The sequence below is a fragment of the Mycobacterium sp. B14F4 genome (assembly GCF_039871645.1).
In the GTDB taxonomy this organism is placed as follows: Bacteria; Actinomycetota; Actinomycetes; order Mycobacteriales; family Mycobacteriaceae; genus Mycobacterium.
Genome location: NZ_JBDPMF010000009.1, coordinates 194,150 through 216,402 on the forward strand (window position 1 = coordinate 194,150; position 22,253 = coordinate 216,402).

Annotated in this window: 15 protein-coding genes and 2 pseudogenes; 5 read left to right on the forward strand and 12 right to left on the reverse strand. The window is 69.5% G+C overall.

Going from position 1 to position 22,253, the window contains the following annotated elements; translation table 11 throughout:
- Nucleotides 1–328 precede the first annotated feature (328 nt).
- Together ABGB19_RS22590 and ABGB19_RS22595 are read left to right on the forward strand one after the other, a co-directional pair.
- Nucleotides 329–637 (forward strand): hypothetical protein, encoded by a 309-nt coding sequence (locus tag ABGB19_RS22590; RefSeq protein ID WP_347688223.1) that lies wholly within the window; start codon nt 329–331, stop codon nt 635–637.
- Nucleotides 638–773: 136 nt separating this feature from the next.
- Complete coding sequence (locus tag ABGB19_RS22595; protein ID WP_347688224.1) at nt 774–1,121, forward strand: DUF2510 domain-containing protein; 348 nt, start codon at nt 774–776, stop codon at nt 1,119–1,121.
- A gap of 4 nt (nt 1,122–1,125) precedes the next feature.
- Here ABGB19_RS22595 and ABGB19_RS22600 read toward each other — a convergent pair whose 3' ends face one another.
- The 12 genes and pseudogenes from ABGB19_RS22600 to ABGB19_RS22655 form a co-directional block, all read right to left on the reverse strand.
- Entirely contained in the window at nt 1,126–2,094 is a 969-nt protein-coding gene (locus ABGB19_RS22600) for a sensor domain-containing protein (protein WP_347688225.1), read from the reverse strand.
- Nucleotides 2,095–2,180: 86 nt separating this feature from the next.
- Nucleotides 2,181–2,354: pseudogene (locus tag ABGB19_RS22605) on the reverse strand (DUF4190 domain-containing protein); the annotation flags it as partial.
- A 140-nt stretch (nt 2,355–2,494) separates the two neighbouring features.
- Nucleotides 2,495–3,652 (reverse strand): hypothetical protein, encoded by a 1,158-nt coding sequence (locus tag ABGB19_RS22610; protein WP_347688226.1) that lies wholly within the window; start codon nt 3,650–3,652, stop codon nt 2,495–2,497.
- Nucleotides 3,649–4,557, reverse strand: coding sequence for a hypothetical protein (locus ABGB19_RS22615; protein WP_347688227.1), 909 nt, complete (start codon nt 4,555–4,557; stop codon nt 3,649–3,651). Before ABGB19_RS22615 ends, ABGB19_RS22610 begins: the two co-directional genes overlap by 4 nt.
- A 35-nt stretch (nt 4,558–4,592) precedes the next feature.
- Nucleotides 4,593–7,073: a hypothetical protein gene (locus ABGB19_RS22620; RefSeq protein ID WP_347688228.1), complete on the reverse strand. Its 2,481-nt coding sequence runs from the start codon at nt 7,071–7,073 to the stop codon at nt 4,593–4,595.
- Nucleotides 7,070–9,088: a hypothetical protein gene (locus tag ABGB19_RS22625; RefSeq protein WP_347688229.1), complete on the reverse strand. Its 2,019-nt coding sequence runs from the start codon at nt 9,086–9,088 to the stop codon at nt 7,070–7,072. The genes ABGB19_RS22620 and ABGB19_RS22625 overlap by 4 nt, the downstream gene beginning before the upstream one ends.
- 2 nt (nt 9,089–9,090) lie before the next feature.
- Nucleotides 9,091–11,748 (reverse strand): hypothetical protein, encoded by a 2,658-nt coding sequence (locus ABGB19_RS22630; protein WP_347688230.1) that lies wholly within the window; start codon nt 11,746–11,748, stop codon nt 9,091–9,093.
- A gap of 2 nt (nt 11,749–11,750) precedes the next feature.
- A complete protein-coding gene (locus ABGB19_RS22635) occupies nt 11,751–15,299 on the reverse strand; it encodes a tubulin-like doman-containing protein (RefSeq protein WP_347688231.1) in 3,549 nt (1,182 codons plus the stop codon).
- Complete coding sequence (locus ABGB19_RS22640; protein ID WP_347688232.1) at nt 15,299–18,031, reverse strand: VWA domain-containing protein; 2,733 nt, start codon at nt 18,029–18,031, stop codon at nt 15,299–15,301. Before ABGB19_RS22640 ends, ABGB19_RS22635 begins: the two co-directional genes overlap by 1 nt.
- Nucleotides 18,032–18,583, reverse strand: coding sequence for a hypothetical protein (locus ABGB19_RS22645; RefSeq protein WP_347688233.1), 552 nt, complete (start codon nt 18,581–18,583; stop codon nt 18,032–18,034).
- Nucleotides 18,584–18,588: 5 nt separating this feature from the next.
- Complete coding sequence (locus tag ABGB19_RS22650) at nt 18,589–19,263, reverse strand: DUF4190 domain-containing protein (RefSeq protein ID WP_347688234.1); 675 nt, start codon at nt 19,261–19,263, stop codon at nt 18,589–18,591.
- A 424-nt stretch (nt 19,264–19,687) separates the two neighbouring features.
- Nucleotides 19,688–19,864, reverse strand: a pseudogene (locus ABGB19_RS22655) (DUF4190 domain-containing protein); the annotation flags it as partial.
- A 405-nt stretch (nt 19,865–20,269) separates the two neighbouring features.
- Here ABGB19_RS22655 and ABGB19_RS22660 point away from each other — a divergent pair.
- The 3 genes from ABGB19_RS22660 to ABGB19_RS22670 all read left to right on the forward strand — a co-directional run.
- On the forward strand, nt 20,270–20,518 hold the full coding sequence (locus ABGB19_RS22660) for a type II toxin-antitoxin system prevent-host-death family antitoxin (RefSeq protein ID WP_347688235.1): 249 nt from the start codon (nt 20,270–20,272) through the stop codon (nt 20,516–20,518).
- Nucleotides 20,519–20,914, forward strand: a complete 396-nt coding sequence (locus ABGB19_RS22665; RefSeq protein WP_347688236.1) for a type II toxin-antitoxin system VapC family toxin — start codon at nt 20,519–20,521, stop codon at nt 20,912–20,914.
- 167 nt (nt 20,915–21,081) lie between these two features.
- A partial coding sequence (locus ABGB19_RS22670) for a DUF222 domain-containing protein (protein ID WP_347688237.1) occupies nt 21,082–22,253 on the forward strand: 1,172 nt, incomplete at its 3' end.

A 22,253-nucleotide genomic window follows, 5' to 3' on the forward strand; every position in this document is an offset into this window, starting at 1 on the left:
AGTCGTGGCACCTGCGGTTCTGTTCGCCATATCTTAGTGTCGCGCGAATCACCTCCTGCAAAGGTGTTTTCAGATGAGATAAGCCGGCACATCAGCCGGCACAACCGTGACGCCTCTGGTGGCGGACAACCCCGATGGCGGTGGCGGAAGCCCCAGGCGTCCCGCACCGGCCGGACCTGGGCCCGGCCAGCAAAGCGGCGCTAACGGCCGGCGCGGTCACCGACCTCATGGTGAACTCTTCGTCGCCCATTGAATTGCGCAGCCGGCGGTACCGAGTCTCGGGCGAACCTGCAGGCCCGTTCGGTCGCCGGCCCTATTCTCGGCGAGTATGACCACAAAGGAAGACCAGATAAGCGAGATGAGCGAAGCTGACCGCGCCAGGATCGGTCGGATTCTGACCGACGCGGCAGGGGCGGTCGGGTGGAACGTGACCTGGGGTCAGGCCTATCTCGATGTATGGGTCGCAGAGCACCGGATGCGCGCCGAACGCCAGGCTACCGAGCGGCTGACGGCCGCCACCTGGGCTCTCAGCATCGCCACGTGCGTGCTGGCCCTCGCTGCTGTCGGCCTCATCATCGTCACAGCTTCGTACCTCGAGTTGGCGTCGGTGATGTCGCCCATTCTCAACTTGCGCTGATGCCCAGAGTGCTTATGCGGGCGGTGGGAGGCCTGTCACCTCCGGGTGCTGGAGCGTTCTCGAATCCAGTTCAGCTACCGTGGCTGTGGGCGATTTTCAGATGCCTGGAATGCAACGCGCGGTGACGGGAGGTGGCATGAGTTCCTCGCCGCCTGCCGGTTGGTATCCCAACCCGAGCGGTGCACCGGGCCAGCGTTACTTCGACGGGCGCGACTGGACGGCACACCACCGCGCCACCCCGCTGCAGCCCATGCCCGCGCCACCGCCGCCTATGGCCGCGCCCCCTCAACCAGCGCCGCCACCATACCCGTGGCCCACGCAAACCAGCGTCGTTGTCACCGGCCCCAACCACGCACTGCACGCGGTCCTCACGCTGCTGACCTTCTGGGCTTGCGGCGGCTGGGGCTGGATCTGGCTGATCGTCGCGATCAGTAATCGTCGTCGCGTGCACGTGGTGACCACGCCATCACCGCCGCCCCGGTAAGCGCTCAGTTCGGCACCCGCTCCACGATCCGGTTCGCTATGGTCGGCAGGCTCTCGCCGAGGTCGTAACCCTGCGCGTCCAGGTCGATGACGACGTTGGCCTTCGACGTGATGGTCCGGTCGGTACTGAACCCGGCTACGCCGCCGCGCAGCGTGTTCCGCAACACGATGACCGTGCCGTTTTCAAGCGGTTGTCCAACGTCGAGAACAAGGGGCTCGCCGTCGACGATCAGCGTCACCGACCGGCCCGCGCAACCGCGCCACTGGCCCACCATGCGTGAGACGAAATGCGTTGCCGCGGCCGTACTGTCGAACGTCGACACCGTCTGATTCAACAGGATCATGCCGCTTTGACCGTCCCCGGAGAGGGCCCGCGTGAACGCCGCGCGAGACGGGCCGCGCTCATATGCCGACGCACCTCCACCGAACAACGCGTTGATGCATTCGCGGGGGTTGACGTTGATGCCCTGATCGCCGCTCAGCCCTCGGGCATCCTCGACCTCGGCGAGAGCGGGCGCGTTGACCGCCTGCTTGACCTCGTCCAGGCCCAGCAGTAACTGCGGCAACTGGGCGGCCGTGACCAGCCGCTCGTCCGGTTCCGCGGTGCTCGTCGATGCAGGAGGAGGGGACGACGCGATCGTCGAGGACCGCTCGGATCCGATGCTCATCGCCGCCCAGGCGACCACCGCGACAACCACAATGACGATGAACGCGTAGGACAGCGTCAGCCCAATCAGCGCGCGGTCGCGGCCGCGTTGCCCGGTGCGCCGGATCTGCGACAGCCCCAGATGTCCCAACACCGCACCGACCGGCGCGAACACGAACGCGAACACCACCGACAGCGTGGCGAACGTGTTCGCTTCCTGACGAGGCGGCGGCGGTGCCGAAATGACTGGGGGCTCCGGATAGGGATCGGCGCCGAACACGTCACCGCCGCCCCGGCCCCCCGAGCCGCCATACCCGCCGTCGTTCATCGCATCTCACCCCATCACCTCGACACTAACCGCCGGGCCAGGCGACCGAACGATCATCGGGCGTGGACGCCGGCCGCCGACACGATCAGCGCCACCACGGCCACGGTGATGAACACATACGACAACGTCGCGCCGACCAATGCCCGGTCCCGGCCCGGTTGTCCGGTCTGATGAATCTGCCACAACGCCAGGTGGCCGAGAACCACCCCAGCGGGCGCGAACACGAACGCGAACACCACCGACAACGTCGCAAGCGTATGGGTCTCCTGCCGGGGTGGCGGCGTCTCCCGGGAACGAGTGGCGCCACCGGTGAACGGGTCGAACGGATCAACGCCGAACGGATCGCCCCCCGGGGTGGTTGGTCCCCGGCGGTGGCACCCATAGCCACGCTCTACGCCGCTCACAGCATCCCGAATCCCGACGTGACCCACCGTACGGGGTCCGCGCAGCGGAACGGGGCGATACCGCGCGCGTGCAAGCGGTTGCCACTGGGCGGCTGCCCCAGCGACGACACCACGAAATACCGGTGCGCCAGGAGCTTTCCGGTGGACGGGTTCTCCACCGCGGCAACCATCGATCCCGCATTCAGCCTTGTCAACAGGCTGCGCACCTCTTCGTGCAACAGCTGACCGCCGGCCTCGTCGTAATACCGGAAATCGGACGTGTCACGCAAGTACGCCGCACCGGCGTTGGACATGATCAGGCTCCACTCGGAGCCCTCCACATCGCGCAGTATCCGCAGCGCGTCGAACTTCGACAGGATCACCGCGAGCTTCGGTTGCCCGTGGCCGATCGCCAGCAGCACGTTGTTCAGCACGCTGCGCGGCTCGCCGCCGCTGACCGTCTGGGCGGGCAGCAGATCCTGCAGCTGGTCACGAATCGACTTGACCCGCAACGGATCGAACATGAAGAACACGGCATCGGCGTTGGCGAAGAACCGGAACGGCGGCGCGCTCAGGTCGCCGGTCTCCAGGTCCTCGCCCGCCACATCGCGCAGCACCAGGTAGCGCCGCACGTCCCGCCAGATGCCGATGCTGAAGATCAAGGGCTGCCGCTGCAGCGTCGCCTGCGTGTGCACGGTCGGCGTGGGCGGGATGAGCCCGCGCTGCACGAACAGCGGCGTCTCATAATGCGTCGAGTACGCCGTCGCGGTCGCGTGCGTCGCGGGTTCCATTGACACCCCGAGGTTTTCGCACAACAACTCGAGTTGCTTGACGAGCACGGCGATGTAGAGGCTCTTGCCGGTGGCACGCGCGCCCGCCATCGCGACGCACACCGCATGCGCGTCGCGCCATCCGTCGGGCAGCGGGTAGTGACACACCGGGCAGACCTCGACCACCGGACCACGCAGCGCCCGGCTGGCCTCCGCAGGCGGCGGCGAGGGCCCGCGGTAGCCCGGCGGACGTTCCCATTTGTAGAACGGCCCACTCTCGGTGGGCGCGCCACTGAACGCTGACGCGACCTCGTCGAGGTAGCGGGCGGCCCCAGCTTGCGGGGGCATCATCCACAAGTGCTGCTGAGGGGTCAGCATCGAGAAGCACCGCGGGCACTTCGTCACGTCAGCACCCTCACCAACGCGGCGGTGACACGGTCCAGCACCTGGGGGTGCGCCAGCAACTCGGCCGACGCGTCGTGGCCCGGCCGCGGTGACGGCAGCCGCGCCCCCACCGCGTCGAACCGGTGGTCATCGGACAAGGTGATGACCGGGAGCCCTTGCTGCACAACCGTAGTCGGGAAGTCGACGCAGACGATGGTGCCGGGGCCGGGCGTCAGCCGCGACCAGCGTGCACCAGCGGACCATCGCGGCCGCGCCTGCCGCACCGCGTCGGCCAAGCCCGCCGCGTCGGAGCCGGGCGCACCGGACCCGTCGGCAACGACCGGCGTGATCTCCGCTCCGACGAACACCGCCGACACGTTGCGAATACCGGCCGCCGCGGCGACCCCGACCACGATGTCGGTGGCCGCGGCGGCGCTGCCGTCGGCGAACCAGGGCCGCATCGATGCCGAGGCGTCCATGGCCATGACCAGCGACCCGTCGTGATGCGCCGGTGCCCGCCCGATGATCTGTCGAGCCGAGCTGCGCGCCGCCGACCCCAGCGGGCTCAGCGGGACATCGGCGACCGCGACGACGCCCACCTCGACGTGGGATCCGTGTGGCCGCAGCGCGGCGACCACCACGCCCGAGTCGCCGCTGACGTCGATCGGGTCGAACAACACCTGCACCGGATCGACGTCGGCGGGGTCGTCGTGGGCGATCGTGAGATGAACGACGGTGCCGGGGCCGAATCGCGGCGCGCCGACCGGCCGCACGCCGACCGTCACCTCGCCGACGATCTCAGGCAACACCGCGCGATACGCGGTCGGGCGCACCACCAGCTGTTGCCCACCGGCGCGCACGTCCAGCTCGGCGTCGGCAACCGAACCGGTGATCGACACCGCCAGCGCCTGATGAGGAATGCTCACCCGCTGATTGAGTTCTCCCACAACGTATATCGGCATCAGCGATGCCCCTCGGTTCGGGCCGCCAGTGACGGCTGCGCCGCCGCGCCGCGCGCCAGCAGCTTGCCCACCAGCTTTCGGTTCCGCCGAAGCGACGGGCCGTCCGGTTCAGCGCCCGACATCGCCGCCATCAGTCCCGCCGCCTCGTCGACCTCCTGGTCGGTGAAAACCCTTGTGACGGCCAGGTGCTGGGCGGCTCGGGCCAACACCTCGTCGACGCCGCCGACGGGCGCCGCCGGCTGATCATCGGTCGAGGTCCGCACCAGACTGGCGGCCAGCACCGCGGGCGCGAAGACGACGTGTTCGTCGACCAATGCGACCACCTGTGCTGCCGCGTGGCCGGCCAGCGCCGGGTCCGCCGCCATTGCCGTGCATCCTTCCGGGTACGTCTGCCCCGCGATCGCCGCGAGCGCCGCCAACGTCAGCAGGCGCACCGCGAAGTCCGGATGCACCCGGTCGGGCCCGACCACCGCGAGCGCGGCGTCCCAGTGCGCGCTGCAGGTGGCCAAGTACGTCTCGGTGTGCCCTTGCTCCACCCACATGCGCGGCTCGAGCAGCCGCACCGCCGCACACGCCACAGCGGCGTCGTCCGCCCTGGTTTTCATCACTGCGGAGGCCAACTCGATCAGTGCCGCCGAGTCCGGTGCTCCGATGAGGGTCGGCAGCGCGGACCGACCAGGCGGCGCGCCCCCGGTGGCCACCAGCAGCGCCGCCGGATCCCATACCTGCGCGGCGGCCATCTGCTCGAAGCGCGGCGAACCGCAGATTCGCAGCCACCACAACGACATCCAGCCGTCCTCTGTCGGCCCCGCCTGGTCGGCGCGTGCACCGCCCAGCACCGCGCGAGTCCACGTCGCATCCCACGGGCGGGCTTGCGCCAACTCGGACGGATCAGGGACGGTGATGCCCTCAGCGAGCCAGCCCAGCACGTCATCGCTCAGACCCGCGACCCCGTCAATGTCTCCGAATGACGCGGTGGCCAGCGCCAGGCGGGTCTCGGCGCCGATGCGCTGCCCGAGCCGATGCACCAGCTTTGGACCCGCTTGGGGGTCGCGAAGGGGCGGCACCACGTCGCGGCTCAGCGCCGCCGACAGCCGTTCGTCGTCCACACCGGCCCGCATCAAGAAATCGACCAGCCGAAGTACCTGGTCGGGTCCGATACCGCGGGCCTGCTCCAGAGCCGGCCCGATCGCGTCAGTCAGCTCGGCCGGGGCCCGACGGAATCGCCTCGGCCCCATCGGGATTGGGCCCAGTTGACTCAGCCAGGTCTCGTCTGTGATGGCGCGGCACACGTAGGTGAGGTCGGCATGCTCGGCCGCCGAACCCGCAGGTGCGTGCTGCACCGCGTCCCAGGCGTCGGCGGTGCTGGTGCCGACCAGCTCGGTCATCACTGTCGAGATCGTGGCGCCGACCGTCGACCCGGGGTCCACTTCGCGGGGTGTGTGCGCCGCGATGACGCTGCGGGCTTCGGCGTGGGCGTCGGCATATTGCTCGGCGGCCTCCACCGCCACCGCCATCGGCCAGGCCGGCGGCAGTGCGGTGTCCTCGACTTCGTCGGCGTAGCGGTCGATGTCGTCGAGCACGGCCCGCGCCCACCCCGGTTCGAGCAGCACCACCTGCGCCATCGCCGACCACGGCGTCACCACAATCGCCTGCCCTGTCGAGGTGCGGTGCGGTTCTCCCCCGAACTCGCCCAACGACAAGGTCGCGGTCTCGTCGATCACCACCACTCCGGCCGGGATCCGGTCGACGTCGGCCACCGGTACCGCGGTCAGGTGCTGCTTGCCGGCCAGCGCCGCGCCCAGCTGGTCGGCGCGATCGAAGGTGGAGAAGTTGAGCCGCGCGGCCGTGCCGGGCGACATCAGGAAGCTCACCAGGCCGATCCACTGCGCGGCGGCGTCCGCGGACTCGACCCCCAGCACCACCGGTGCCCCGCCGTCGAGCGCGGCGGCGACCGCGTCGAGCAGTCCGAACAACGTGGCCAGGCGCCACGTGCTGGTGTCCAGCGCGAACGCCACCACGCTGGCCTTGGTCACCGCCGCCGCCGGGCCGGGCGCCTCGTCGGGCAGGACGGCGCGCGCGACCGCGGCCGTCCCGTACGGACACACCCATCGCGGCGAGCGCCACCACTGAATCGGCCGGTGCCGTGGCGCGGCGTCCGCAGTGCGGTCCAGCACCGCGTGGGCGAACACGTTGCCGGGCCGGCCGGTGCTGTCCGATCCGGCGGGAACCGTGTGCCAGTAACCGGCGCTGTGGGCATCGATGCGCCGATAGGCCAACCGTCGCGGACCCTGCTGCAGCTGTTCAGGTGTCGGGTAGGCGGGCAGCGGTTGGACGGGATCGAAGACGGTGCGCATCCCCGCGAGCAGGGTTTGCGTTTCGTCGGCGCTCAAGTCACCGGCGGCCTGCTTGATCTGCCAGCCGCCTGCGGAGCCGGGCGCGTCGAACGACGTGTATGCCAGTTGGCCGTAGCGGTTCATGGCACCGCCGTGGTGAGCCGCAGATTTTCCACCGGCGGGTCCAGCAGCGCGATCGTGCGCAGCCGCGCCGCCGACGTCGTGTTGACGAAGAGCCGGATCCAGCCGTGCAGGCCCCGTAGGTTCGCCGCCCACATCTCACCGACGCCGTGCGTGGTCAGCGCCGACCACCGCAGTTCTTTCGACGCCTGCCCGATAACCTGGCCGTGTTCGTTGACCGGCGTCGCGTCGACGGCCTGCCCGTCGTGCATCGAGAGCGGGATGCGCTGCGCATTGTTGATCAACACGAACGCGGGAGACCCGGGCAGCTCGTACTGGGATCGCAATGCGATGGTGGCGTAGGTGGGCCAGCCCTCGGGGTCCCGGCCGATGCGCACCGCGTACTGCAGGCGCAGCAGCCCGGCGTACTCCACGCTGCGGATCGCGCCGACGGTGCGGCGCCCCGCCGAGAACGCCACCGGCGCCAGGTGCAGCGAGCATCCGGTGGCGGGCAACTCCTGCTCGGACAGCTGCATACCGCCGTACTTCTCGTACTCCTCGAGCGAGATGTCGAATGACTTGCCGGTCAACCCTTTTCGCGGGTCATAGCCCTTGGGGGCCAGGTGCACGATGACGGCCGCCGCGCCCGACGGCCAGTCGAAGGTCAGCACCTGCTTGTTGCAGTATTCGGCCAGATTGACGTCGCGGATGACCCCGGTGCGCACCGACGACACGGTGGTGCCCAGCAGCGCGCGGCCGGCCAGCAGGGTCACCGGGGTGAAATAGGCCCGGCTCCAGCCGTCCGGCCACGACACCCCCGACATCACCGCTCGGGGCAGGCCGCTGTCGTCGCGGTGCGACACCGGCTGCGTCAACCGCTGATCCGGGTCCAGGCCGATCTGTTCGAGGGTGGCTTCCGGCAGCTCGACGGTTTCCGAGACGGCGTTGGGCCCGGTCTGGGTGCGGTAGACGACCGCGCGGCCGGCCGGCGGCGGCGTCCAGGTCAGCTCGAACAGCGATCCGTCGGGGCTGTAGGAGCCCAGCGACAGGTCGTGCACCGGGGCCAACACCGCGGACACCTCGACGGTGGCCTCAATGGCCTCCGACAGTCGCAGGACGCCGCCGATGGTCACCGCGCAGCGCACCCGATAGATGTAGCGATGCCCGCGCACCGCGTCGGTGTCGACGAACCCGCGTCGGGTGTCGCTGCCCCGCAGGATGCGGTGCTCCAGTCCCTCGCGGCCGGCCTCCTCGGCCGGGATGCGATAGATGAACACCTCGCTGACCGCGGACGGCACGCTCCACCGCCCGATCACCTGGCCGCTGTCCTCACGAATCGCGAAGTCGCGCACCGGGCTCACCAGCGCGGCCTCGGCGTGTTTGACCGGCTGAGCGGCCAGGGCCTGGCCGCGGGTGGAGCCACTGTTGACCCACACCTGATAGAGGCGCACCGCGCCGTGCGGGGGCCGTTCGTCGTGTGCCGCCGTCGCGGTGGTGGCGGCGACCAGATGCGCGCGGTCCGGTGAGTACGGCGGATCGTCCTCATCGCTGACGAGGCGGTAGATGACCACGGCCTCCGAGCCGTCACCGGCGGGCAGATACGGCGGCCACGTCAACTCGAGAACGTCGTCGCGCCGCCGCCGCAGGCCGATGGAATGCACGTCATCGCCCTGCTCGCCCAGGCCGTACGCGGCGAAATCGCCTGCACTGAAGGTGATTTGCTCCGTGTCGGGATCGGTTACAGGCATCTCGGCCGTGACCACATCCACGTGGTGTCGACCCGACCCACCGCCGCGCCTCGGGGGTTGGAGCTCGGCCAGCAGCCGGGCCATGTCTCCGGCGTGCTCGGCCACCGACGGGGGCAGCATGGCGCGGATCTGCGCGACGTCGGTGCGGCCCGAGCGCAGCACGAGACGCAGATGCGCTTCTTTGAAGCTGGTGCGCGACACCGCACCGGCGTCGATGAGCTGCTGGCGCCAGGCCATGAGCGCCGGCAGCCGCGGGTCGTCGCCCGCGTCGATGTGCTGCGGGTCCGGCATCGCTAGAACACCATGTCCTGACGGGGCGGGACGTCGCGACGCTCCCGCCCGCTGACCGACATCACGTCATCCTCACCGTCCACTGCGGCCGGAACCGGGGGTTCGAAGATCGCAAAGTCGTACGGCGGCAACCCGTCACTGGCCTGCACCACCGCCGCTCGATACCCCAACCCGCCGCGCACGACCGCGGCCTCGTCGACCGCAACACTCGCGCGGCCCGCGGTCATGGCGGTGTGGGTGAACAGCGAGGCGTCGAACGGCGCGGCCCGCCCGTCGCGGTGCTCGGTGATGCCCGCGGCGAACTGCTGGGCAGGCACATGCCGGTCGAGGCCGGGCACCAGCACCGTGCCGGTGAGCGCCTCGGCGACTTCGCCTTGGCCTTCGGCGAACATCTGCTCGACTCGCCCCCACAGCGCGTCGGCACCGGCCGGCTGCACGTGCCCCGCGCCCACGGCATACGACCACTGGTCCAACCCGGATTGCGTGCCGATGCCGGGCATCCGGAACAACATCTCCGGTTCCTCACGCAACCGGGCGGCCGCCTCGCGGATCATGTCCTGCCACGGCGGGGTCAACCAGCCCAACGCGTACAAGCGCCGCTGAATCGCATGCACGGCGTCGCCGGCCTGCTGCTCGTCCGGGTCGGCGACACCGAGTTGGGTGGAGCGCGGCAGGCCGTCGAAGAGCTGACCGGGCGAGGGCCGGGGGGCGGGCGCCGGTCCGAACGGCGCCCGCAGCACCGCGCCCAGCACCCGGCACCACGACAACAGCTGTCCGTACGCAGTCGACAGCCGGCTGACATCCTGAAGCGCCGCCCGCAGATTGGCTTGCATCATCTCCAGCTCACCGAGCTGAGACTGCCGTAAGTGCTTCTCCGCGAACAGGTCCCGCTGCGAGAACAAGAACAACCCCAGCGACACCACGATGTACAGGCCGAGCATCACCCCGCCCGTCCACAACGCGAACGGCCAACGCACCCAGCCCAGCGCCGCGATCCCGACCAGAACGACGAGCACCAGAACCAGCGCCCAGAACATGGTCTTGAGGATGACGCCGATCGCGCGTTGACGCGCCTGCAGTCGCTCGTCGGCCGACACCCGGTTGGCGGCCTGCTGGATCTCACCCGCCAGTTGTGCCACCTCGCCGCGGGCGCGGTGCAGAAAATCGGCCAGGATGGAACCGACCTGCCAGGCATAGCTTCTCGACACGAACCGGTGCCAGCCGTCCAGTTCGGTGCCCGCAGTGCGCGCCTCGACCCCGGCCGCGGGATCGGAATAGGCCCGTTGCAGCCGCTCGCGCAGGTTGGCGACCCCCAGCACGTCGGCCGGTTCCACAGAACTCATCCCGATGACCGCGGACAGCGACGTCGGGATCGCCGAAAACGATTCGGCGACACTGGGAACGACGTCGGCCGAGGCGGCGACCACCCCGACCCCCGAACCCACCGGCACCGGCTCGAGGCCCACGACGCGACGGCCCCCGTCGGCCAGGGTCAGCGCGCCGTTGACAAAATCCGTCCACAACGCGCCGAGGTCCTGCTGCGCCAGGTGCTGTGGTGGCGGCTCACCGCCCAGCGCAGTGGTCAGCGTGTCGGCGCTGCGGCCCAGGTCCTGCCAGTTGGCCACGTCGGTGTTGGTCACCACCGCGAACGCGGAGTCCCTCCCGCCGAACACCGTGCCCTGCACCGTGCTGGCCAGTACCGACGACACCGAACCCGTCACCGCCGACCACCACGCACCCGGGGCCTGCCGCAACGCAGCCCCCATGAACCTGAAGAACAACTTCAACGCCGCCCAAATCGAAATCGCCTGGGCACGAACGTCGTTCATCGACAGCCGCGGCCCTCGCAGCACGTCGCGGTGCTTGGTCCACAGCGCTCTGGCCATCGTCTGCGTCGCCGCCGCAACGTTTTCCACATACACGACGGGCACCTCACCGCCGCGGGGAAGTGGAAGGTGGCCCGCAGGGTCGAACAGCTGCGCGCGCAGGCGCTCTTCGACCTCGCTGCTGTCCAGCCGGCGGTAGAAGGCTCGCGCCGCGCGCACCGTCTGACCGGGCAGGATTTCCAACGTGTCGAACGGTGTCTGCTCCAGGCCCGCCCACAAACCCGTGAGCCCGGCGATCACCGGCGCGGTATATTGCGCGAAATCGAGCGGATCGGTGACAGGGCCGGCCGACACCGCACCTAGCCCCGGTCCTGCCGAATCATCCGGTGCGACAAGCAGATTGTGCCAGCCCTCCAGCACCAGCGTCGAATCCCGTGCCGCCGGCGCTGCCACTCCCCGGCTCAGCAGGACACGCAGCAGGCTGATGCGCGCACCCATCGAACTGCTGCGCACCGTCTGTTCTGCCATCTGCTCGGCCGCCAGGGGCACCCGCTCGTTGGGCGGCGCCTCGGTGGGCACCAGCACCACCACCCGGATCCGCTGGTATCGCCTGGCGGTGAGCAGCTGCTGCAACACCGCCGGCTCGGCGCGACCGTCGTGCATCACGGTGGCCGGGGTGGACGCGCCGCCGACGTCGGCGGCGTCGACCCACACGAACGCGGCGAGCAGCCCGACGGCGGAATAGTCGGCCAGCACCCCGAACACCTCGTCGGTCCCGGTGTGCGGGGCGACCAGCACCGTCAGCGCCTGCTGCGACGTGCTCGGCATCGACATCGTCAGAACGTTCCGCCCTCCGGGATCACCACGGGACTGCCGTCGTCGAGGTAGCCGGTTCCGGCGGTCGCCGCGCCGCGCTCCAGCGCCGCGGCCTCGCGCTGCAACAACCGGGTGAGGGCTTCGGTCGCCCAGAACACGTCGGGGGCGAGGTCGCGGAAGATCGGTGTCTTCGACGCCGTGGACCGGGTCGGCACCGAGGTGAACACCCCGCCGGGCGCCGCGCCGGGCATGTCGCCCGGCAGATACTGCGCGGCCACGTCGCGCACACTGGCCAGCCACTCCTCGGCCGCGGCGGCGCGCTCCCCGGGGCTCTGGGCCGCTGCGATGGTCTCGATCCGCGGCGTCAAGCCCGGCGCTGCGGCGCTGGTCGCGAGGAACTCGCGCAGCACTTCGCTGGCCGACAACTCCACGATGCCGCTGGCCGGGTCCTGCGAATGGGCGTCGTAGAGTCCCCTCAGCACGCCATAGGGTCGCAGCGTGTGCATCACCGGCGGCTCGTGGGACTGGGCGATCGCGAGCAGGATGCTTTCCAGCACCGCGGGCAGCCAGTCATAGGTGGCGATGAACGCCGACGGCGGGGTCAGCAGCGGGTTGGGGAAGTTCAGCCAGTGCCCAGCCTCGGCGTCGTAGATGCGCACCGCGTCGGTGTAGGGCGACTCCGGGATCTGGATCCGCCCCACGATCTGACCCAGGAACCAGCCCGCGGTCATGGCGCGGCGCTCGTCGTCGGTCATCGGGAGCGACGCCGGTAGGGGTCGCGCGCGGCGATAGCGCCAAAACGTCCCACGGCCCGGCCCGGCGATGCGGGCCCACTGCTGAGCGGCGGGCTTGAGCACCGAGTCGAACGCCAGCGGCGAGTAGTTGGGGTAGGAGCCGAAGATGTCCACCCGGGTGACGCTGTCCTCGTCCGACAGCGACCGGTGATAGTTGTCCTTGGTGGCCTGGTCGATACGCGGGTTGGTGCGCAGCACGTCGAACAGCGCTTCGGCAACGGGCTGGCCGGCGAAGGGCACCTCGGAGAACTTGTAGCGGTACTCGGTCTGCTGCCCGGGATGCACCCGCTGCAACGCTTCGTCGTTCACGCTGGTCAACGGCCGGGCCAGCGACAGCGCCTCGGCGAACTTGGTGGTGATGTCTCGGCGCCGCATGACCAGTTCCGATTCCGCGGCACCCGCGCCCTGCACGAAGTCGCGCAGCGACACCTTGCAGAACTCGTCGAACGACTCGCCCGGCCTGCCCACATACAGCCGGGCCCGCGTCAGCAGCTCGCCCGGGCGGGTGTGCACGTCGAACTGCGCCATCGACGGCACCCGCGCCCGACTTGTCTCGGGGTCGGTGCCGAGGGCGCGCGTCACCCAGGTTGCGGTGCGTTCGATCAGACCCCCTGGCGCGGACACCCCGCCTGTGGTGCGCCACTGCCCCAGAATCACCTGGGTCGTCGCGTCGTCGATCGCGGTGCGCAGCGGCACCATGGCGTTGGCACCGGCCACGGCCTTGGGCAGATCGAGCTCGTAGCGGCCCTTGAAGGCCGACGAGCTGATCAGCAGCACCTCGTTGTTGGCCTCGGCGAAGCGCGCGGGCACCAGCTCGTCGGCGTCGGCCGGCCAGGCCGCGTACTGGTCGGTGCTCAACCGCGCCAGCCCCACATCGGTCGGCGGTTCGGCGCGCGCCTGCTCCAACAGCACCATGGCCTCGCCCAGCGCTTCGCGCAGCGGCCTCAACATCTCCGCGCCCATCACCCGCATCACATCGGCGATCCGCGCGGCGGCGTCGGCGAACAGTTGGCGCCGCACGCCGGAGCGCAAGCCGTCCAGCGCGGTCGCCAGGACCTGATCGGCGTTGGTCATGACCCCACGCAGCGAGCGCAGCGCCGCATCCACTTGCGGCGGCACCGCGACGATGTCCGGCGGGCCCATCGTCCCCAGCTGCGCCACCCCGGGCGCCAGCACGTCGTCGATGTGGCGGCGCAGCCGGTCAACCAGCTCCCGGGCATACGGCAGGCCCAACGTCGCGATCGCCCCGGCCACCATCTGTTCCAGCCGCGCGGCGAATTCGCGGTGCCAGCTGAACACCATCCCGTAGGCCGCGTCGTCGCACGCCCGCAGCAGGTCGCTGGCCCGGTTGTGCAGAGCCTGGCGGAAAATCGGAACCCACTGCTCGGCCGTCATGCCCTCCGGGTTCGGCAGGTAACCCCGCAGTTGCCGGTCGATGAGCCCGTTGACCGTGGCGGCCACGGACTCGGGGGCGAAGGCGTCCGCGCCGATCCAGCGACCCAGAATGCCGACCCGGGTCTGCTCGTCGCCGGGGTTGGCCGGCAGTCCCAGCTCGCCGCAGTGGGCCTGCCACTGGCTGCTCAGCAGCGAATCGAGCTGCTCGGTGCTCGACGCCGGGTTGCCCGTCTGCAGGTGTCCGAACAGCAGCTTGTCCACGCAGCTGCGCGCCAGCCGCTGCGCGGCGTACTCGGCGTAGCGGTCTCGGCCCATGCTCAGGCTGGAGAATCCGTAAGTGCCCCATGGCAACACATCCCACACCGAGATGCCCCAGCCCAGCAGATCGCGGTCGCCCTCCGGTGACGCGGTGTTACCCAGGTCGTAGGAGACGAACTGGTCGCTGGCGGCGCCGCTCATCATCAGTCCGGCCAGGCCCCGCGCCAGCCCGCGGTAGACGGCCCACTGCGAGCCGTCCCCGAACAGCGTGCGGTCCGCGCCGATGAAGCGGCCCACCGGAAACACCCGCGCAAACGGGATCGGCTCGCCCTCGCCGTGCTGGTGGCCCAGCGCCCGCATCAGCCGCACATCGTGTTCGCGCGCCGAGCCGGCCTGACTGGCCACGATCTCGCCCAGCATGGCCAGCGAATTGGCGCGCACGCCGACGATGGAGCTCTGCGGCAGCGAATCGAAGATGTCGGGCGTCACCATGAAGACGCCCATCAGCTTCGGGTCCAGCCCCGACACCAACGTCAGCAGCCGGCACACATCCAGCGCCATCGACGCCCCCGCGCCGCCGGCCATCGACGACACCACCAGAACCAGCGGCGGCTCGTTGGGATCGAACTTTCCCATGCCCGGCACGTCGACGGTCGACATCTCCGAGATCGTCTCGACCCGAAACAGCGCGTCCCACGCGGCCTGTAGGCGGGTGTGGATCTCGGTGGCCTTGCTCAGCGTGATCATCCGCCCGATGGCCCGGTACTGACCGGCGCCTGCCGAGATCGGAATGGACACCTCCTGCGGGTTGCGCGGCGCCCAGGTGGCGATGGTGTCCAACGCCGATTCGGCGCCCAGCCGCTGCGACAGCGCCCCGTCGAGGATGGCGTAGCTGCTCCCCTGCGGCCCGCACCCGATGTAGGTGCCGCCCTGCGCGGGAACGTTGGCCAGCCCCTCCGGGCCTGTCTCCGGTGCGCTTGGCACGTCGATCTGCACGAATTGCCAACCGTCCAACAGCTTTTCGATGCCCGCGGCGTGCAGTTCGGAGCGCAGCTGATCCATGATGAACGCCAACGTGGCACCGCCGGAGCCGCCGCAACCCACTACCAGGAATCGTCGCATCAGTTTCCTTCCCTGAAGGGGTTGAACGGATCTGGGTCATAGCGCGGGGGTCGCGACGGGGATGCCCCGCCGCCCTGGAAGGGATCATGGGCCGCCGACGCGCCCGTCGCGGACTCGCCGAACGGCGAAACCGCCTGTCGCGCTTCATCATCCGAGACGGCCAGCCCGGCTTCGATCGCCCGTAGCCGCAACCCGTTGAGCAGCTCGGGCAGTCGGCGGCCGACGTCTTCGTAGAGTCGTTCGCGCGCGGCGTTGTCTGTGCGTCCGCCGACCAGCAGCAGCACCTCGGCGACGCGGGCGGGTCCGCGGGGATCGTGCAGCACCACCCACTTGTTGTGCACCGCCAGCGGCAGGACCGCCCGCAGCCCGTTGCGGTCGGTCGCCGGCAGCTCCGAGCCGACGCTGACCAGTTCGTCGGCGTCGACGAGCACGTAGCCGGCGCCGAACGGGCTGCGGCCCACGGTCGTGGTCAGCGTGACACCTTGCACCGAGACCTTTCGAGCACCCCCGGCCAAGCCGGGCACCGGCCGGATCAGGTCGGTGTCGGCCAGCGCGAAGCGTTCCCCGTCGCGCAGCACCACGTCGTTGCTCACCTCTACCGGGATCCGGTCGGCCAGCATCGGCGTGTCGGGGATCTTGCTCACCCACCACTTCGTCGCGTACAGCAGCGCCAGCGGGATCCCAGGACCGAGCAGCAGCGCGGCGAGGAACACCAGCAGGAAGTTGGTGGTGTTCAACGGCTTGATCAGCGACGCGACGAACGGCACCTCGACGACCTGGAAATCGCTCGGGTTGTCCAGGGCCGCAACGTGCACCGGGACGGTTCCGTTCAGCCCGCCGTGCCCGTCGCGGTCGGTGCGCAGCGTCACCGACAACTGCCCGGTCTGCGCGGGCTGAACCTTCACACAGTTCTGTGGGCTGTTCGCGGTAGAGGACAGCCGCGGGGTGCCGATGTCGTCGGGCGCGGCCACCACCGTGGCGGCGTCGGTGTCGGCGATCCAGGCGCAGCCTGGGCCGGTGATGTTGAGCGACGCGGTCGCGCCCTCGGTCGCCTGCACGGTGCCGAAGTCGATCCGCTCGCCCGGCACCGGCAGGCCCAGCTTGGGCAAAACCTGCACGGGCACGTCGACGTCCTGCGGTGACAGCCGGGTGCCGGGCGCGATCTGGGCACCGGACGGGTCGGTGGCCGGCGCGGTGGTGATCACCAACGACATCCGCAGCAGCGCACGCCCGGGGTTCACCTCCGTCAGGTCGGCGTCGACCGGCCTGGCGATGTCGGCTTTGGCCACCGACTCCAGCAGCGGGATGGGCGCCGCGCCGTCGGGGGCCAGCGCCGCCGACATAATCGCGGTGCCCGCGAGATCGGTGGGCTGCATCCGGTTCCCCTGCCCGTCGACGAGACCGAACACCAGACCCTCGACCACCTGCCCGCTACGCCACGACACGTCGTCGGCGTTGGCCAGCGCCGGAAAGATGTCGGTGGTGATGTGGATGCTGACCCGCGATACCGCGTCGGGGTGCTGGCCAGTGGTGTCGACGTAGACGATCGCCCACTGCCCCGGCCACGGCGGTCCGCCGGTGTTCCGCAGCGAAATCGACTGCGCCGACTCGGATTGCCACTCGTACGTCACCGGCACACCGTCGATGTCGGCGGTGGTGCGGCCGTCCTTCCTGGGCAGCTCCAGCGTCTTGCCCGACGGCGAGATCAGGTAGGGCACCACGCCGGTCGCGCCACCCGAACCGAGGATGTCCACCGACTTGATCGAGCGGTCCAGCGTGAAGTTGTGCCGCGCCTCCGGGCACACCTGCAGCTGGCAGACGGGCCCTTGCGCGGTGGTGCCGGGGTCGGGGTTGAGCGCATCGAACGCGAACAGCATGTCGTCGATGTTGGAGACAGGATAGAAGTCACCCGGTACAGGATCGGTGATCTGTCCGCACGCCATGCCGTTGAGTCCCAGGGCCTTGCTGATCGCCGACATCACGTCGAAGTCGCCTGGAGTCTTGTTGGCGCCCAGCCCGATCCCCAACATGATGATGCTGCCGGAGCGCAGTTGATCGGCCAGGCCGCCGGGCCGGCAGATCGACTCCACCGCCCGTCTGGTGGTGTCCTGCACGCCGGTAGGGCTGTCCAGGCTGACCCCGTCGGCGTAGGGCTTGGACGCCGCGCGCGGCGTGAAGTCGATCTTGCCGTCGGAGAACCACGCGATCGCCTGGCAGCGCTGCCCGCCGTTGGGCCCCTGCCCGCGCGACGCCAACTCCTGGCGCGCTCCGTCGAGCGCCAGCCAGTAGTCGGTGTCGATGCCGGTGTTCTTGGTGGCGAAGGTCGACATCTGCGAGCTCACCTGGTCGGCGGTGCCCCCGGTCAGCTTCGTCCAATCCTGTTCGCGCGTATAGGTGTCGGAGAACCCGGCGGAGGCGACGTCGAGATTCGCGCCGACCCGGTCGGCGTACTTGCCCAGCGTCTGCAGCAGGTAGCGCGCCGCCTGCACCCGGGCCGCCTGAGGATCGGTTTCCTGCAGGCTGCTGGACTCGTCGAACAGCAGCAGCAGATCCCCAACCTTCTGCGAAGCCAGGCAGGCTCCGAACCGCTTCGCGCCGCCGCCGGTCGATTGGGCGTGCGCGGACGTCATCGACCAGCCGGTCAGCCCAGCGATCAGCAGCGCGACGGCGAACAACTGCGCCAGGAGCCCGATGCGTCTGAGGCTCAACCGGATTCGCGATGCGATCGACATCTACTGCCTGCCCGCCCACAGAGCAACCTGCCACGCACCCAACGCGATGCCCACGAGACACACGACAAGCACCGCCCAGTACAACCGGGCTGCCCAGCGCGGCGCCGAGTAGATCGACTCGCTGCGTCGGCGGGTGTCGACCCGGGTGTATGCCGCCAACGCGCCGATCGCGAGCGGCCCGGCCAGAAGCCAGCCCGCCAAGGCAGGCCCGATGACACCGCCGCCCTCCGCGGCGCTGACGAGCGCCAGCACCACGCCGGCCACGGCCAGCACCAACGCCACTGCGAACCACCTCAGCGGCGGCCCGGCGGTGGCCAGGGTTCCCGCGGTGATGGCTCCTCCGAACGCGTCGCGGTCGCTCGACGGGCCGACTGCGTCCTGGCGTCGCTGTCGTGGCTGTGGCTTTGGCTGGTTGGCCCAGGGATCGAAGCCGGTGGACAAGTCGCCACCCTGCCGCGATTGTGCGCCCGCACCCGTTCGCGGCGGAGTGGGACCACCAGTCTCGGGACCGCCGGCCGGAGGGCCGAAGTCGCTGAAATCGAACGGGTTCATCGCCATCAGTACGGGTTCAGGCAGAGGGCGAAGGAGCGGTCAGGAGGCGCGGCGACATAGACGGACCGGCATTCGTAGCTGGCGGCGACGCGCGAGGTGACGGTGTACACCCCTTCCTTGTGCACGCAGTCGACCTTGAACAGATCCAACGCGTCGTTGCCTTCGTCGCTGCGCAGCTGTATCTCCACGCAGGTGCCGATCGGCACCGTGGCCAGGTCGAGCTTGATCCGAGGAATGACGCTCGGCGGGGCCACCGACGTCACCGTCGAGGGTCGCTGCGGCGCCGGCGGCGTCTGATACGGCGCCGCGCTCGGCGAGGGTGACGCGGCCGAGTCGTCAGGCTGCGAATCGCTGATCAACCACCAGATGAGGGCCGCGATCAGCAGCAGGCACATGAGATAACCCATCACGAGGCCCGCGATGGCGGCGTTGCGTCCCCGCTCACCGGTGCGCCGGATCTGGGGCAACGCCAGGTGCCCCAGCACCACCCCCGCGGGGGGGATCACGATCGCGAAGATCGGCGACAGTACCGCGAAGGTGTTGTAGTCGCCGGACGGCGGTGCCCCGTAGGGCGCGCCGCTTCGACCGCCCTGCCCGAACGGCGGCGCGGACGTGCTCCCGTGCGGTGTGCCGAACGGACCCGCCGACTGCGGCTCGAACGGATTACCGCCGGGATGCATCAGAGCCCCCCGTCGCGGCTATGGCCAGTCAGTGAACACAACATCATCATCATCCCCGGAAATCCGAGATGCACGCGAATACCGTCTCTTGCCGGTCGAAAAGTGTCTGCCCGGGGCATGCGCTGGTCGACAAGATCTGGTCTACCCGAAATACGCCGTCGCGGACCTCGCAGCGCACCGGGAATATGAGGATGACGTTCGTGTCGGGCCCTCGGGTGGGGTCGGGCTGCGTCTGCTGGACCTCGACACAATCCCCCACCCGGAGCTGCTCCACGTCGACCGTCGGCCGCTTGGCCGGGGGTGGGGTGAAGACCGTGGTGCGCGGCGGTGGCGGCGATGCGCGTTGTGTCGTCATCGGCGGCGCCGTCGTGGCATCCGGTGAGGAAGCGGAACCGGAGTCGTTGGCGGTCACCAGCCAGATCACCAGTGCTAGCACCGCCAACACGATGATCACGTAGGAGATCGTGAGCCCCACAATTGCTCGTTCCCGGCCCCGTTGCCCGGTTCGCTTGATCTGGGACAGTGCTACATGGCCGAGGACGGCACCGACCGGGGCGAATACGAACGCGAACACGATCGAGAGGGTCGCCCACGTGTTGACTTCACGGCGGGGCCTACCCCGGGGCGGGAGAAGCGGCCCTGTCGTAGGGGGCGAACCGGGGGTGAGCGGCGGCAAGTATCCCTGGGTGCTCGGCGGACCACCGACGGGGTCTGGACCGAACGGGTCGGGCTGACCACCCCCGTACCCGCCGTGTGCCATCTCTCGCCCCTCTGACGTGCTTCTGGTCACCGATTCCATCACCATCATCCGCGCTATTTCCGCGGAATGGGGTCTGCGAGATGTGATCGTGTGACAGTCCGGCGTAGGTCTCGTCGAGCACCGTCGGCAGCATCGCATTCACCGTCGCCTGAGCGTCGGGCGACAACCTCAGGTTCGTCCCCTGCGGCTGGAGCAGCGCGGGCTCCTGCTGTAGCGCGATGTAGCGCATCACGCTACGCTTGATCTATGGTCAGAACCATCGCACAACGAGAACTTCGGAACGAGAACGCGAAGATCATGGATGCGGTTACCGCGGGCGAGACATTCGTCGTCACTCGCAACGGGGAGCCGGTTGCCGAACTTCGTCCGGTTCAGTCTGACCGCAAGACATTCATCAGCCGCGACGACCTGGCACGCATTTCCGCCGCGGGTGTCCGGATCGATCCCGGCCAGTTTCGTCGGGACCTCGACGACGCCATCGATCAGAGCTTGTAGATGGCGGCCGGGCTGCTCGACACGTCGGTAGTGATCGACTGGCACGACCCGTCAGTCGTCGACAAGCTGCCGAACGAAATGGCAATCTCGGCGATCACCGCTGCCGAGCTGACGGCCGGTCCGCTCTTGGCGAGTACGCCTGTCGAGGCCGCTAAACGCCAGTCAAGGTTGCAGGAAGTCGAATCTCTGATGGAGCCAATACCGTTCGACGGCAGGGCAGTTCGCAGCTACAGTCTGGTCGTTGCAGCTGTCATCAGCGAAAGGCGTCAACCCCGCAGCCGCTTCGCGGATCTGCTCATTGCCGCTACCGCGCATGCCAATGGCCTGGACCTCTACAGCCGCAATGCGGACGACTTCGTGGGCCTTGGGGATCTGGTCCGCGTAGTGCAGGTGTGATTTCCGCACAAGCCGGCCACCATCCCGCTGTGCAGCACGCCTGACCAGACACCGAGCCTACGGGCGACCACTCAACTGCTAGAGGTCATCACGTGGTCCGGTCTGACCCACGGCCACCCGCGAACTCACTTCCGCAAAATGTCGTACCCCGCTGCTTTGATGGGGTCATGTCCTCGACCATCACGTCCGACGCCTCGGTGGTGAGTCCTGCTGAGCGGCTTGAGGTCTTGCTCGAGGAGGTGGCGGAGTTGTGCGGTCAGCGCAACGCGATCGATGGGCGCCTCGTGGAGATCGTCGCCGAAATCGATCGCGACGGGCTGTGGGGCCACACGGGTGCGCGGTCGGTGCCGGGGTTGGTGGCCTGGATGACCGGGACGTCGGAGGCAAACGCCAAGACGATCGCCACCGTCGCGCACCGGCTCGAAGTGTTCCCCCGCTGCACCCAAGGGATGCGCGAGGGTCGGCTGTCACTCGATCAGGTCGGCGTCATCGCGACACGGGCCGGCGAGGGCTCCGATGCGCACTACGCCACGTTGGCCGCGGTGGCCTCGGTCAGCCAGCTGCGCAAGGCGATCAGCCTGGAACCCCGCCCCGACCCCGAGCCACCACGGTCGGAACCGCAGCGCAGGATCACCAAGCACAGCGACGCGGACTCCACCACCTGGAAGATCACCCTGCCCCGTCTGGATGCGGCGAAGTTCGACGCGGCGTTGCAGTCGCATCTGGATGCCGCGGTCGCCGAGTACAAGGCCGACCACGACACCGGCGAGCACCCCTCCGAGCAATCCCCGCCGTTTCCGAACATTGGTGCGGCGTTCATGCGGCTGGTCGAGGCGGGGTGGGACGTCGAGGCGGTGCGCCGCCCGCACGCCCAGCGCACCACCGTGGTGTGCCATCTCGACGTCGAGGCCCGCGCCGCGGCGCTGCATCTGGGGCCGCTGCTCACCGAGGCCGAACGCCACTACCTGACCTGTGACGCCACCTACGAAGTCTGGTTCGAGCGGGATGGGCAGCCCATCGGCGCCGGGCGCACCACCCGGCAGATCAGCCGCCGGCTGCGCCGCGCCCTCGAGCACCGACACCCCACCTGCGCGGTGCCCGGCTGCGGGGCCACCCGAGGCCTGCACGCCCACCACATCCGGCACTGGGAAGACGGCGGAGCCACCGAGCTCGACAACCTGGTGCTGCTGTGTCCCTACCACCACCGACTACACCACCGCGGCATCATCACCATCCGCGGACCCGCACCCGACATCACCGTGCTCGACCACGCCGGCCGAACCCTGAGCCCCGGATCACTGGCACGCCCACCCACCCAGCCCCCGCCCGCGGTGCCACC